This is a genomic window from Pseudomonas sp. NS1(2017), from assembly GCF_002269425.1.
In the GTDB taxonomy this organism is placed as follows: Bacteria; Pseudomonadota; Gammaproteobacteria; order Pseudomonadales; family Pseudomonadaceae; genus Aquipseudomonas; species Aquipseudomonas reactans.
In genome coordinates this window covers 1,176,527-1,190,748 of sequence record NZ_CP022960.1, presented here as the reverse complement: position 1 = coordinate 1,190,748, position 14,222 = coordinate 1,176,527, and the positions used below count along the sequence as shown (strand labels likewise).

Genomic DNA, 14,222 nt, shown 5'->3' with positions numbered 1-14,222 from the left:
GCGATGCATCCCAATGATGATGACCGCACCCAGTTCATGCCGCGTCCGGGCGGCCGGGCGCCGGAGCCTGCGCGTGCCGAACCTTCACCTCTGGCCATGCCGGCCGCGCCGATGCTCACCGGCAAGAGCCAGGGCCTCAACCCGCTGGAAAGCGCCGCCGGCCCGTTGTTGGCCCTGCTGACGCGCCTGCGTAACACCATCGCCCACCCGGCGCCGGCCAGCCTGCGCGCACAGTTGCTGGCGTATCTGCGCCAGTTCGAAGAACGCGCCGAAGCGGCCGGTATCGCCCGCAACGAAGTGCTGCTGGCGCGTTACGCGCTGTGCACCGCGCTGGATGAAGCGGTGTTGAGCACGCCTTGGGGCAGCACCAGCGACTGGGGCAAACAGAGCCTGCTGATCACCGTGCATAACGAAGCTTGGGGCGGTGAGAAAGTCTTTCAGTTGCTCGACCATTGCCTGCAAAGTCCAAGGGAACGCCTGTACCTGCTGGAGCTGCTGTACCTGTGCATGTGCCTGGGTTTTGAAGGCCGTTATCGCGTAATGAACGACGGCCGCAGTCAGTTGGAAACCCTGCGTGAACGCACGGCTGCCGCCATTCGCAGCGCCCGTGGCGAACACGAACGTGAACTGTCGCCACACTGGCGGGGCGTGACCGTGGCGCGGAATCGCCTGGCGCAATTCATGCCGCCGTGGATCGCCGTGGCCATCGGCCTGGCGTTGCTGCTGGCGCTGCTGTTTGGCTTGCGCATGAAGCTGGCGTCGGATGCCGAGCCGGTGTTCAAGAACATTCACGCATTGGGCGAAATCCCGGTGCAGGCCATCGACCGCCCGGTGGCACAACCCAAAGTGATCGAGCGCCCACGCCTGGCCGGTTTCCTGGTGGAAGACATCAAGGCCGGGCGCGTTGCCGTGGAAGATGCGGTCGACCGTTCGGTGGTGACTATTCGTGGCGACGAGCTGTTTGCGTCCGCCAGCTCCAGCATCGTCGATGACTACCAGCCCCTGATGCTGCGCATCGCCGATGCCATCCGCAAAGTCAAAGGCCAGGTGCGCGTGACCGGGCACAGCGACAACCGCCCGATTGCCACGCTGCGCTTCCCGTCCAACTGGGCGCTGTCGGAAGCGCGGGCCAAGTCTGTGCTGGAAATCCTCGCGGCCAAGACCGGCCAGGCGGAGCGCTTCAGCGCCGAGGGCCGAAGCGACACCGAGCCAGTGGCGACCAACGCCACCGCAGAAGGCCGCGCCCGCAATCGTCGGGTTGAAATCACCGTATTGGCGGAGGGCGTCGAGTGAAGGCGTTTTTCAGTTTCATGATTCGCTGGGTGATCCCCGTGCTGGGCCTGATCGCCCTGAGCCTGATCATCTGGTTTGTCGGGCCGTTGCTCGACTTGCTGGTGCCGGAAGGGCGCCGCTGGGCGCTGATTATCCTGGTGTTCGCGGTGTGGATTGCCTACCGCGTGTTCCGCATTATCCAGGCGCGGCGTCAGGCCGCCGAAGTGATGCGCAGCCTGGCCGCCGAAACCCCGGCTGACCCGAACAGCGTTGCCACCGCCGAAGAACTCACCACCCTTCGCCAGCGCATGGACGAGGCCCTGGCGCTGCTGAAAAAGGCCAAGCTGGGCGGCGATGAGCGCCGCAATCTCTACGAACTGCCGTGGTACGTGATCATCGGCCCACCGGGCTCGGGCAAGACCACGGCGCTGGTCAACTCCGGACTGCATTTCCCGCTGGCGGCACAGTTGGGCGCCGGTGCCGTGCGGGGTGTTGGCGGCACGCGCAACTGCGACTGGTGGTTTACCGATCAGGCTGTGTTGCTCGACACCGCCGGGCGCTACACCACCCAGGACAGCAACTCCACGGTGGATAAAGCCGCGTGGCTGGGCTTCCTCGACCTGCTGAAAAAACAGCGCTCACGTCGCCCGATCGATGGCGCCTTTATCGCCATCAGCCTGTCGGACCTGTTGCTCGGCACCGACGCCGAGCGCGCCGCCCATGCCGCCGCCATCCGCCTGCGGATCCAGGAGTTGTACACCCAGTTGGGCGTGCGCTTTCCGATCTACCTGATGCTGACCAAGCTCGACCTGGTGCCGGGCTTCATGGAGTTCTTCGACAACCTGAGCAAGGAAGAGCGCGCGCAGGTGTGGGGTATGACCTTTGCCCTGGACGACGGCAAGAACAGCGACAGCCCGCTGGCACATCTGCAAAGCGAGTTCGCCGGCCTGGAACAGCGCCTCAACGAACGTCTGGTCGAACGCCTGCAACAGGAACGCGACCCGGCGCGCCGCGACCTGATCTACGGCTTCTCGCAGCAGTTCGGTGCGTTGAAGGATTGCCTGCAAAGCTTCCTCGAAGGCGTGTTCAAGCCCAATGCCTTTGAAGAGCGCGTGTTGCTGCGCGGTGTGTATTTCACCAGCGGCACCCAGGAAGGCAGCCCGATCGACCGCCTGATCGGCGCCATGGCTCAAAGCATGAACCTGGACCGCCAGCACCTGGCGCGTCAGAGCGGCACAGGGCGCAGTTACTTCATCGAAAAACTCTTCACCGCCGTGGCGTTTGCCGAGCGTGGACTGGTCGGGGTGAACCCCAAGGTCGAGCGCCGACGCAAGTGGATTGCACGCGGCGTGCTGGCCGCCACCGTGGCGACTGTCGTGGTGGTCAGCGGTTTGTGGTGGGTGAGTTACCGCGCCAACCAGGCGTATATCGCCCAGGTCGACCAGAAGGTCGCACCGCTGGGCCAGTCCGTGCAGAACCTGAGCCCCGCGCAGCGTGACATCCTCGCGGTGCTGCCATTGCTCAACGCCGTGAAGAACCTGGCCGGCGACTCGCCGAGCTGGTCCGAAGGCCTCGGGCTGTACCAGGGCGACATGCTTGAAGCCGAGTCCGCCAGCGTCTACCGCAAGCTGTTGATCGCCGTGTTCGCGCCACGCCTGGTGACGCGCATCGAAGAACAACTGCATGGCGGTGGCAATTCCGACTTCCTCTACGAAGGCCTCAAGGCCTACCTGATGCTCGCCGATGCCGAGCATTACGACCCGGACTTCATCAAGGCTTGGATCGCCCTCGACTGGGACCGTAACCTGCCGCGCGACTTGCCGGCGGACCAACGCCAGGCATTGGCCGGGCACTTGCAGTCGCTGTTCGAACGCCATCCGCCGAATGCACGCCTCGACCCGCGCTTGATCGATGACCTGCGCCGTCAGTTGCAACAACTGCCGGTGGCCCAGCGGGTGTATGACCGGGTCAAGCGCCAGAAACTGCCAGAAGGCATCCCGGACTTTCGCATCAACGAAGCTGCCGGCCGTGACGCGGCGCTGGTGTTTAGCCGCAAAAGTGGCAAACCGCTGGGCGAGCCGTTGAGTGGGTTCTTCACCGCCAAGGGCTATCGCCAGGCGTTTTTGCTGAGCAGCCTGAACCAGACCGGCACCCTGGCTGAAGAGCAGTGGGTGTTGGGGCACGAACAGGCCGACCAGCAGAACGTGGTGAGCCTCGCCGCCGACGTACGCCGCCTGTATTTCCAGGATTACCAGCGCCAGTGGGATGCGTTGCTGGCGGACATCGACTTTGTGCCGATCACCAGCGTGGCCCAGGCGGCCGACGTATTGCGGGTGATATCCGGCCCGAGCTCGCCGCTGAAAAAACTGCTGGTGGCGGTGGCCAAGGAAACCGATCTGCAAGCCGAAGAGCGCCAATTGGCCGCTAAAGGCGTGCCGGTGGAAGGCGGCGTCGACAAGCTCAAGGAGCGCCTGGGCAGCCTGCTCGGCCAGGAACAATCGACCGCCAATGCACCTGCTGCTGCGGATGATCCGGTGACCGCACACTTTGCCGAACTCAACAGCATCGTCAGCAAGAATGAAGGCGAGCCAGCGGCCATCGATGGCCTGCTCACCGACATGAACGCGCTGTACGTGCAGGTCAGCGCCATGGTCGGCGCCAGCGGCGATGCGTTGCTCGGTGAGGCGAAGAACCAGGCGGCAGCGGCGGCCACGCGGGTCAGCCTGAATGCCGAACGCCAGCCGCCGCTGGTGCAGGGCATGGTCAAGTCGGTGGTCAATTCCACCACCAACAGCATGATGGGCGGGGTGCGCAATCAACTGAACGCGGCCTGGCTCAGCGAAGTGGTCAACGTGTATCGCCAGTCCCTGGCCGGCCGCTACCCGATGTCGCCGGGCAGTGCGCGAGACGCGACGCTGGATGATTTCGGCATGTTCTTCGGCGTCGGCGGGGTGATGGACAACTACTTCCGCAAATACCTGCAGCCTTACGTAGACACTTCCGCGCAGACCTGGCGCTGGCAGCCGGGCGCGGCGCAGAAGCTCGGCATTGCTCCGGGCGTGCTGCAAACCTTCCAGCGCGCAGCGACGATCCGCGATGCGTTCTTCCGCGCTGGCGGCACCCAGCCGATTGTGCGGTTCGAACTCAAGCCGGTGTCGATGGACCCGACCATCACCCAGTTCCTGCTGGACCTGGACGGTCAGCAACTGAGCTACGACCACGGCCCAAGCCGCCCAGTGGCGATGCAATGGCCAAACCCCGGCAGCATTGGCGTGGTGCGTCTCTCCATCATGCCGCCGTCGGCCAGTGGCCGTTCCGGCGTGACCCTGGACGGGCCGTGGGCCTGGTTCCGCTTGCTGGAACAGTCGGACCTCACCGCTGGTAATTCCCCGGACCGGTTCAACCTGCGCCTGCGTGTCGACGGTGCGAGCATTGCCTATGAACTGCGCGCCAACAGCGCCTTCAACCCGTTCAAGAGCCGCGTGCTCAGTGGCTTCAGCCTGCCGGAGCGGCTATGACGACGCTGGGTTTCTACGGCAAGTTGGCCAGTCGTGGTGACTTTGTCAGCCGCGCACTACCCCAGAGTTTTATCGGCCCGTGGGACAGCTGGTTGGCGGCGGGTCTGCTCGCCAGCCAGAGCAGCCTGGGCGGCGACTGGCTCAACACCTACCTGGTCAGCCCGTTGTGGCGCTTTGTGCTGGCGCCGGGTGTATGCGGACCGGACGCGGCGGCGGGTGTGGTGATGCCGAGCATCGACCGGGTCGGGCGTTACTTCCCGCTGGCGGTGGTGACCTTGCTCGACCACGACACCAATCCTGCGTCCCTGGTGGGCGGGCCGGACACCTGGTTTGAGCAGGCCGAAGCGTTGCTGCTCAGCACCCTGGATGCCGGCGCCACCTTCGAAAGTTTTAATGACGGCCTCGACAGCCTGGGCTTTCCGGCGGGCGAGCCGCGCGCGGTGGGTGGCCGTTTCGCCGGCTTGCAACGGGTGGCCGCCACCGTGCCTCACGGGCGCATGACCGCCCTGGCCGAACAGGCCTGCGAAGGCGCGAGCCTGTGGTGGGGCCGTGGCTCGCAGACGATTTCCCCTGGTTTGTTGCGGTGTCAGGGCCTGCCTGCCGCCGGCGATTTTGCGCAGTTTTTGCTCGGACAAGAAGGTGTGGTGTAGATGGGGTCGACGTACAAATCCGCGAGCAAAAGCCATGTGGGCATGGTCCGCCAGGTCAACGAAGACGCCTGCCTGGACCTGCCGGAAAACCGCCTGTGGGTGGTGGCCGACGGCATGGGCGGGCACGCGGCGGGGGACTACGTGAGCAGCCTGATCGTCGACAGCCTGCGCAGCGTGCCGGTGGGGCGCTCGCTGGATGAATACACGGCGGCGCTGCGCAACGACCTGCTGCGCATCAACGCCGCCGTGCGCGAAGAAACCGCCCACCGTGGCGTGACCATGATGGGCAGCACCGTGGTGCTGTTGGCCGCCCGTGGCCTGCGCGGCGTTTGCCTGTGGGCTGGCGACAGCCGCTTGTACCGCCTGCGCGACGGCGTGCTGGAAGGCATCTCCCGCGACCACAGCTACGTGCAAGACCTGCAAGACAGCGGCCTGCTCAGCGAAGCCGACGCCCGCACGCATCCACGCGCCAATATCGTCACCCGTGCGATTGGCGTGGAAGCGCACCTGGAACTGGCGGTGGTTGACCTGCTGATTGCCCCCGGTGACAGCTATTTGCTGTGCAGCGATGGCCTGAACAAGACCGTCGAAGACCATGAGATCCGCGAAGTCCTCGGCCACGACACGCCGGATGAAATCGTGCGCAGCCTAGTGCACCTGGGGCTCAACCGGGGTGCGCCGGACAACATCACCGCCATCGTTGTGAAGGTATCGGCATGAACATCGTCATTCCCGGTTATGACATCGAAGGCGAGATCGGCGAAGGCGCCATGGCCAGCGTGTACCTGGCGACCCAGCGCTCCCTGGAGCGCAAAGTGGCGTTGAAGGTAATGGCGGCGGCATTGGCGGCTGACCCGAGCTTCTGCGAACGCTTCCTGCGTGAGGGCAAGACCCTGGCGCGCTTGTCGCATCCGCACACGGTGACCATCCATGACATCGGCAACGTCGGTGAGCTGTATTACATGGCCATGGAATACCTGCCCAACGGCACGCTCAAGGAGCGCATCGCCGCCGGCATGGCGCCGGAGCAGGGCGTGACGCTGATCCGCCAGATCGCCTCGGCGCTGGGCTATGCCCACGCCCAGGGCCTGGTGCACCGCGATGTGAAACCGGCGAACATTCTGTTCCGTGCCGATGGTACTGCGGTGCTGTCGGACTTCGGAATCGCCAAGTCGCTGGATGATCGCACTCAGTTCACCCAGGCCGGGTTTGCCGTGGGCACGCCGAGCTATATGAGCCCAGAACAGGCGCGGGGCCAAGAGATTGATGGTCGCGCCGACCTGTACGCGTTGGGTGTGGTGCTGTACGAGATTCTCGTCGGCAAGCTGCCGTACACCGGCACTGATGCACTCTCCACGGCGCTCGCGCACCTGACTGAACCGCTGCCCGAATTGCCGGTGCACCACGGTCGTTATCAGGAGGTGCTGCGCAAGCTGTTGGCCAAGGATCCGGCGGAGCGTTTCGCGGATGCGGCGGCGTTGTTGCGGGCGTTGGATAACCTGCCGTCGGAATCGCCAGAGGCTACGTTGGTGCGGCCGTTGCCGATCCCGATGAGTTTTGATCTGGCTGGCATCACCCCGGAATCCATCGAGATCCCCACCGAGAAACCCCAGCCGGTGCGCCAACCGGTGGTGCCGCCGTCCCAGCACAGCGAGCAGCGCCGTGGGCCGGTGTTGGCACTCGCCGCTGTTGCAGTGGCGGTTGCGTTGGCGATTGGCGGTGCCAGTTATTGGTGGTTGAGCGGCAGCGATGAACCTGTGGCCAAACCCCCGGCTGCGGTGGTTGTGCCGCCAGTGGCGCCGCCTGTGGCAGAAGTGGATGGCGGCCAGCGTCCGTTGCTGATGGCGGGCAAGAAAACCCTGTTCCAGCGCGTCCTCAGCAAACCCGGCGCCAAGCTTTCAACCGACGCCGCCAGTGCGCCGGGCAAGGCCTTGCCGGCGTTTTCCGTGCTCTATGTCTACCAGCGCAAGGACGTTGACGGCAGACCGTGGGTGCGCGTCGGCGCCGCCACCGATGGCCGCAGTGATGGTTGGTTGCCTGCGTCCCAGGTCAGCGACTGGAAGCAGAGCCTGGTCTTGAAGTTCACCGAGCGTTCAGGCCGCGCGCCGGTGATGTTCCTGCGCCAATCCGCTGAAGTGGAAAAGTTGCTGGCTGACCCGGCCGCCGCCAAAGGCGCACTGGCCAAGGCGCAGAAAAACAGTGAGGACAACAGCCAGATCCTGGCCCTGGAACCGACCGCCAGTGCAGTGCCGCAAAACCAGTTCTACCTGCTGCCGATCTTCGATTCCAAAGAGAGCTTCGACGAAAACGGCCAGCCGGTGCAGTTGCTCAATGTGGCCTCCATCGACCCAGGCAGCAGCGCCGCTAAACCGGCCACGCCGGTGATCAACGCCAATGCCGACGCCTTCCGCACGGCTGTTGTGCTGGTGGTGGATACCACCGTTTCCATGCAGCCCTACATCGACCAGGTCCGCGACGTGGTGCACGAACTGCAAACGCGCATCGGCGAACGCGGCGAGTTGGACAGCGTGAGCTTCGGTATGGTCGGCTTTCGCAGCAGCATCAAGAAAACCCCTGGCTTGGAATACGTCGCCAAGACCTTGATCACCCTCGATCAGGGCCGCGACCCGCAACGTTTCCTCGACATGGCGCGCCAGGTCAGGGCGTCCACCGTGTCCAGCCATTCGTTCAACGAAGATGCGTTCGCCGGCGTGATGCAGGCAGTGGATGGCATGGATTGGTCCGGCTATGGCGGACGCATCATCCTGCTGGTCACCGACGCCGGCGCGCTGCGCAAGAACGACCCGTTTGCCGCCACCCAGATGAACGAAGCCGAGGTACGCCAGGCCGCGCTGGGCAAACAGATCAAGATCTACGCCCTGCACCTGCGTACCGACGCCGGCAAGAAAACCCATGCCGGTGCCGAGAGCCAGTACCGCATCCTTACCGCTGATGCCAACCCGCAGATCGGCGACCTCTACACGGCGGTGCCCGGTGGTGATGTGCGCAAGCTCGGAGAGCGTGTGGATGAGATCGGCACGGTGTTCGCCAACCTCGTGCACCAGGTGCGCAGCAACACGCCGCAGCCGGTGCCGTTGCTGAACAGCGCACCGAGCCTGGCGGACAAATCCGCAGCCGTCGGTTATGCCATGCACATGGATTTCCTCGGGCGCAAAACTGCAAGCCAGGCGCCACAATTGGTCAGCGCCTGGACCGCCGACCGTGACCTGACCAACCCGGCGCTGCCGGCGTTCCAGGTGTGCGTGATGCTGACCAAGCTGCAGCTCAACGACCTGCAGCAGTCGCTGAAACTCATCGTCGATGCAGCGCGCAAGACCCAGACTTCACCCAGGGATTTCTTCCAGGAAATCGCCAGCGCCTCGGCCTACATGAGCCGCGACCCACAAGCCCTGCGCAAGGGCGGCAACCTGGCCGACGGCGGCATCCTCGGCGAATACCTGGAAGGCCTGCCGTACCGCAGCAAGTCGCTGAACATGACCCAGGACCTGTGGTTGTCGTTGAGCGTGGCCGAGCAGGAAGACTTTATCGACGAGCTGGACTCGAAGATCCGCCTCTACGAAACCTTCCACAATGACCTGGCCAACTGGGTCCGTTTCGGCGATGCCGAGCCGGGTGACGCGTTGTACCGCGTGCCGTTGTCGACGTTGCCGTGATGCTGAACCTGAACGCGGTGCACAAGAGCCGGGGTGTCGGCAGTCAGCGCTACAGCCTGGTGATTCCGGCGCTGACGCTGCGTGCGGGTGAGCAATTGGCGATTGTCGGGCCCAGCGGTTGTGGCAAAAGCACCTTGCTGGATTTGCTGGCGTTGGTATTGGCGCCGGATCAGGTCGGGCAGTTTGAATTTCATCAGCAGGACATTGCCGGATTGTGGCGCGGTGATCAGCAATCCACGCTGGCTGCGCTGCGTAGCCAGCATCTGGGTTACGTGCTGCAAACCGGCGGCTTGCTGGGGTTTCTCGATGTGCGCGGCAATATCGCCTTGTCACGGCAACTGCTGGGCTTGAAAGACGACGGCAGCGTGGCGCGCCTGGCCGAGCAATTGGAGATCGGCGACCAGTTGGCCAAGAAACCGGCGACGCTCTCGGTGGGCCAGCGCCAGCGCGTCAGTTGTGCCCGCGCCCTGGCCCATGCGCCGCAACTGGTGTTGGCGGATGAACCGACGGCGTCCCTCGACCCCTTGAATGCCGAGCGCGTGATGCAGGCGCTGCTGGCCCAGGCGCGCGAGCACCGTGCCGCCTGTGTGATCGCCACCCATGACGAACCCCTGGCCCGCGCCAGTGGCTTGCAGGTGCGGCGCATCAGTTGCCGTCGCGACACCGACGGCGGCGTCACCGCGACCCTAGGGGAGGTGTGCTGATGCGCCTCGGTCTGGTGGCGTCGCTGGCCTGGCAGGACTATCGCAACGATGCCTGGCTGTCGGCCTGTTCGGTGCTGGCGCTGGTCGCCGTCATCGCACCGTTGCTGGTGTTATTCGGCCTGAAATTTGGACTGGTTAGCAGTTTGACCGAACGTTTGCAGACCGACCCCGCCACCCGTGAAATTATTCCGTTGGGCGGTGGTCGATTCAGCAGCGCCTTTATCGAGCAACTCGGCCAGCGCAGCGATGTGGCGTTTGCACTGCCGCGTACGCGACAAATTGCGGCGACCGCGCAGGTGGGCACCTTGGCCCTGGAAATGCTGCCGACCGCCTCGGGTGATCCCTTGCTGACGGGTCTGCCGGTGCCCAAGGGCCTGGACCAGATCGTGCTGAGCCACACCGCTGCCGAGAAGCTGGCGGCGCGGCCGGGGGATTGGCTGGAAGCCAGTTTTGCGCGGCAAGTAGCAGGGCGCTTCGAGGCCCAGCGCACGCGCTTGCAGGTGCTGGCGGTATTGCCGCTGGAAGCTTTCACCCGTGACGGGTTGTTTGCCGATTTGAAAGTGCTGGAAGCCGCAGAAGATTACCGTGATGGCCGTGCAGTACCGGCGTTGGGCTGGGAGGGTGAAGCGGTCGGTGTGAGTGAACAACGCGTGTACCCGGCATTCCGCCTGTATGCGCGCAACCTCACCGACGTAGAACCGTTGCGGGTGTTTTTCGCCGGGCAGAACCTGCTGGTATCGACCCAGGCGCAGACCATCGCGCAGGTGCAGTCGTTGAGCCGCAACCTGTCGATCGTGTTCTGGGTGATCTGCGGGTTGGCGTTGGCGGGCGCGTTTGCGGCGATCTTTGCTGGGGCGTTGGCCGCGGTGGCGCGCAAGCGTCGGGAATTGTCGGTGTTGCGCCTGTTGGGGTTTTCCACCGGTGGGCTGTTGCTGTTTGTGGTGGTGCAGGCGCTGTACAGCGCAGGTTTCGCCGCTGTGCTCAGTGCCGGCCTGTATGGCATGGCCGAGGCGGCGTTGAACAGGTTATTTGTGCAGGTGCCGGGCGAACACGCCAGCCACCTGTTGGCGCGTCATTACGGCCTGGCCCTGGTTGCAGTCATGGGCGTCAGCGCCGTGGCGGCGGCCTGTGGTGGTTGGCGAGTGGCGCGGATCCAGGCTTCTGAAGGAATCAGAGATGTATAAGTTACTGGGCGCCTCTGTGGCGCTGACCTTGGCCTCGATGGCCTGGGCCGATGAGGCGAGTGACAAACTCGACAACCCCAAACCGCTGGAGGGCGACGTCAGCCTACCGCTGCCGTGCGAAGGCAACATGGTGTTCCGCTACGCCTACGTGCTGGCCCAAGGCACCCTGGATGACCGCGAGATCAGCCTCGGCTACCCCTTTGCCGAAGGCGAGGCGGGCTATCAGCAGTCATTCATTTCCGGCTACCGCCGCGACTTCATCAATGGCCAGTTCACCCTCAAGGACCTGCCCAAAGACTGGAACAAAGTCATCGCGCCGTTGATGCCGAAGACCGACGCCAAGACCCCGCTCAAGCCTATGCTGTACTTCATCGGCAAGTACGAAGTGACCGCACGCCAGTACGCCCAGGTGATGTCCCAGGCGCAGTCGTTGGCCAGTGGTGAGCCCGCGCCTGCGTGCGACGCACCCACCGGCATGGCCGGGCGCTTGCCCAAGGTGAAGCTGTCGCGCTTTGAGGCCGAGCGTTTTTCGGCGGTGTACAGCGCCTGGCTGATGAAATACCACCGTGAGTTGCTGCCGGTCAGCGGGCGCGGCTCTTCGGCGGACGACGGCGGCTTGGGTTTTGTGCGCCTGCCCACCGAAGTGGAGTGGGAATTCGCCGCGCGTGGCGGTCATGCCGTCAGCCGCCAGGACTTGGAAGCGCGGCTGTTCCCGCGCCGTACTGAAGGCAGTGACAGCGACGGCCCGCTCGGCGATTACGCCGTGTTCAACCAGGTCGCCGGCGGTACCGGCCAGGCCGCGCGCCTGATGCCTATCGGCACCAAGTTGCCCAACCCGATCGGTCTGTTCGATGTGATCGGCAACGCGGCGGAAATGGTCCAGGAATCCTTCCAACTGGTGCACGCCGGGCGTCGCCAGGGCACCTACGGCGGCTTTGTGGTCAAGGGTGGCAACTACCTGGAAGGCGAGGGCACGCTGTTCACCGGCATGCGCCGCGAGTACCCGCTGTTCGCCGCCGACGGCACCGAGCAAAGCAACGAGACCACTGGTTTCCGCGTGGCGATCGGCGCTTTGTCGGCGCCGCGCTCGCGTTACAAGGAGCTGTTCGCCCAGTGGCAGAAAGAAGGCCGTCTGGCCTCGCTGACCGACGCCATCGACGACGCCCAGGACCCGACCAAACGCCTGGACAGCATCATCGCCGCCAGTGCCGACCCCAAGCTGCAAGCCGAGCTGGGGCTGGTCAACGAAGAGCTCAAGCGCAACGTCTCGTTGATCGCCCAGCAACGCGAAGAGGCGGCGGGCAACCTGATCCAGTCGGCCGCGTTGGTGGCCGAAACCATCGCCAACTACAACATCCGCCTGGCCAACCTGCAGAAGAGCCGCCAACAGTCCCTGGACAACAAGGACGAGGCCAGCGCGCAGCTGTTCGACATGGCGATTGCCAATGGGCGTAGCGCGCTCGATGGCGCGGTGGCGATCTATATCGACAACCTGGCCACCGGCACGCGTTACACCGATGCGGTGATCCAGGCGCAGTTTCAACGGATCAAGGAAGAGTTGGATCGCAAGCCAGTGCTCGGCAAGAGCCTGGTGACGCGCGCAACACTGTTCGTTCGCCATGTCGGCAACTACCGCAAGCAACAGCGGGCCGACCCGGCAACGATCTTGAAGGAATTGCTCGCAGCGAGCGGTCAGCGATGAGCGCTGGCTGTATGGCGAGCTTGGAAGGGACTCAGGCGGCGGTGGGCCGTGCTGGGCAAGTCAAACTTAAACGAGAACACACCTATGCTTTTTTCCCGTAAGGCGGTTTCCAAGCGTCACTTGCTGCTGATCGCGGCCGGTTTCAGCACTGTGTTGACCGGTTGTGCCACGTCGCCGGCCTCCAAGGTCGCGTCGAGCACCAAGGTCGAGTACTACCCGAACTGCTATGAGCCGGTGCAGCACCTGCGCGCGACCGATTCGAACATGACCAAGTCGGTCGTGACCGGCGCGGCCATCGGCGCTGCTGGCGGTGCACTGCTGGGCGCCCTGACCGGCGACTCCGACAAGCGCGGCCGTAACGCGGCCATCGGTGCTGCGGGCGGCGCATTGGCCGGCGGCGCGGCGGGTTACTACACCGAGCGTCAGAAGCAGATCAGCGATGACAACCAGCGCATTGCCTCCTACTCCACCGACTTCAACAAAAGCGCCTCCGACATCGACCGCAGCACCGCCTACGCCAAAGCGTCGCAACAGTGCTACCAGAGCGCGTTCACCAAGCTGGTGGCCGACCGCAAGGCCAAGACCGTCAACGACACCGAAGGCCGCAAGCGCCTGGCGGAAATCGTGGCGGGCCTGAAGGAATCCAATGACCTGATCGTCGCGGTCAACGGCAAAGCCAGCGAAGACCTGAACAACTACACCCAGGCCTACGAAAAAGACCTGCAGCAAGTGGGTGTGCAGCGTAACGACGTAGTGACCGTGGCCCAGGCAGATGTAGCCCCTGCGGTCGTCCCGGCCAAGAAGGGTGGCAAGACACCACCGAAAGTCGCGAAGAAGAAGGACCTGCCGGTTGTGCCGAAAGAAGCGGTAACCACTGAGAAGAGCATCCAGACCGTGCAGGCCAAGCAAGCTGAAAGCAAGCAGGTCGCCAGCGCCGGTAAGGCGCAGATCGAAGGCACCTGCCGCGATCCTAACCTGGCCGACTGGGCGCCAGTGCCGTGCCCGAACGTTTAAGCAACATGCTGCTATAAGCGTCAAACGCCAGCCGATCTTCCGCTAATGCGCAAGATCGGTGGCGTTCTTTTTGCAAATCGTTAAACTGCTGCGGCCACTCAATAAATACACCGAGGCCGTGTGCATGAAATTTCGTCTTCTCCTGTGGGTGCTGGGCCTGATGATGGGCAAAGCCAGCCGCACCAATCCTGCCTTCCAGCAACAGTTGGGCGATAAAGACCTGGCGTTCCAGTTGCAGACCCTCGACGGCAAGGTTGCCCGTCACTTCATCGTCAAAGACCAGCGCATCACCAGCCGCTCGGGTGTTCACCCGTCGCCGGCGTTCGCCATCGCCTTCAAAGATGCCGCCTACGGCTTCGCCACGATGCAGGCGAAGAACAAGCAATTGGCGTTCATGACGGGGATTCAGGACAAGTCGATCCAGATCAAGGGCAACCCGGCGCTGGTGATCTGGTTCCAGGGGTTGACCAAATATTTGAAACCGAAGAAAAAGAAGTAACTACT

10 protein-coding genes are annotated in these 14,222 nt (G+C 64.1%); all 10 read left to right on the top strand.

What is annotated here, in order from left to right; translation table 11 throughout:
- Positions 1–3 precede the first annotated feature (3 nt).
- The 10 genes from CI807_RS05785 to CI807_RS05740 all read left to right on the top strand — a co-directional run bounded on the left by CI807_RS05785 (position 4) and on the right by CI807_RS05740 (position 14,217).
- A complete protein-coding gene (locus CI807_RS05785; protein ID WP_095014009.1) occupies positions 4–1,293 on the top strand; it encodes a DotU family type VI secretion system protein in 1,290 nt (429 codons plus the stop codon).
- The gene (gene tssM, locus CI807_RS05780; protein ID WP_095014008.1) at positions 1,290–4,790 is read left to right on the top strand and encodes a type VI secretion system membrane subunit TssM; all 3,501 of its coding nucleotides are present in this window, start codon (positions 1,290–1,292) and stop codon (positions 4,788–4,790) included. The genes CI807_RS05785 and tssM overlap by 4 nt, the downstream gene beginning before the upstream one ends.
- A complete protein-coding gene (tagF, locus tag CI807_RS05775) occupies positions 4,787–5,440 on the top strand; it encodes a type VI secretion system-associated protein TagF (protein ID WP_095014007.1) in 654 nt (217 codons plus the stop codon). The genes tssM and tagF overlap by 4 nt, the downstream gene beginning before the upstream one ends.
- Positions 5,441–6,160, top strand: a complete 720-nt coding sequence (locus tag CI807_RS05770; protein WP_028618488.1) for a PP2C family serine/threonine-protein phosphatase — start codon at positions 5,441–5,443, stop codon at positions 6,158–6,160. It begins immediately after the preceding gene.
- The gene (locus CI807_RS05765) at positions 6,157–9,114 is read left to right on the top strand and encodes a serine/threonine-protein kinase (RefSeq protein WP_095014006.1); all 2,958 of its coding nucleotides are present in this window, start codon (positions 6,157–6,159) and stop codon (positions 9,112–9,114) included. The genes CI807_RS05770 and CI807_RS05765 overlap by 4 nt, the downstream gene beginning before the upstream one ends.
- The gene (locus CI807_RS05760; protein ID WP_095014005.1) at positions 9,114–9,818 is read left to right on the top strand and encodes an ABC transporter ATP-binding protein; all 705 of its coding nucleotides are present in this window, start codon (positions 9,114–9,116) and stop codon (positions 9,816–9,818) included. Before CI807_RS05765 ends, CI807_RS05760 begins: the two co-directional genes overlap by 1 nt.
- Positions 9,818–11,002: an ABC transporter permease gene (locus tag CI807_RS05755; protein WP_095014004.1), complete on the top strand. Its 1,185-nt coding sequence runs from the start codon at positions 9,818–9,820 to the stop codon at positions 11,000–11,002. Before CI807_RS05760 ends, CI807_RS05755 begins: the two co-directional genes overlap by 1 nt.
- On the top strand, positions 10,995–12,704 hold the full coding sequence (locus CI807_RS05750; protein ID WP_095014003.1) for an SUMF1/EgtB/PvdO family nonheme iron enzyme: 1,710 nt from the start codon (positions 10,995–10,997) through the stop codon (positions 12,702–12,704). Before CI807_RS05755 ends, CI807_RS05750 begins: the two co-directional genes overlap by 8 nt.
- Before the next feature lie 84 nt (positions 12,705–12,788).
- On the top strand, positions 12,789–13,718 hold the full coding sequence (gene tagQ / locus CI807_RS05745) for a type VI secretion system-associated lipoprotein TagQ (protein ID WP_016975940.1): 930 nt from the start codon (positions 12,789–12,791) through the stop codon (positions 13,716–13,718).
- Positions 13,719–13,842: 124 nt separating this feature from the next.
- Positions 13,843–14,217, top strand: coding sequence for a hypothetical protein (locus CI807_RS05740; RefSeq protein WP_010207528.1), 375 nt, complete (start codon positions 13,843–13,845; stop codon positions 14,215–14,217).
- Positions 14,218–14,222 lie beyond the last annotated feature (5 nt).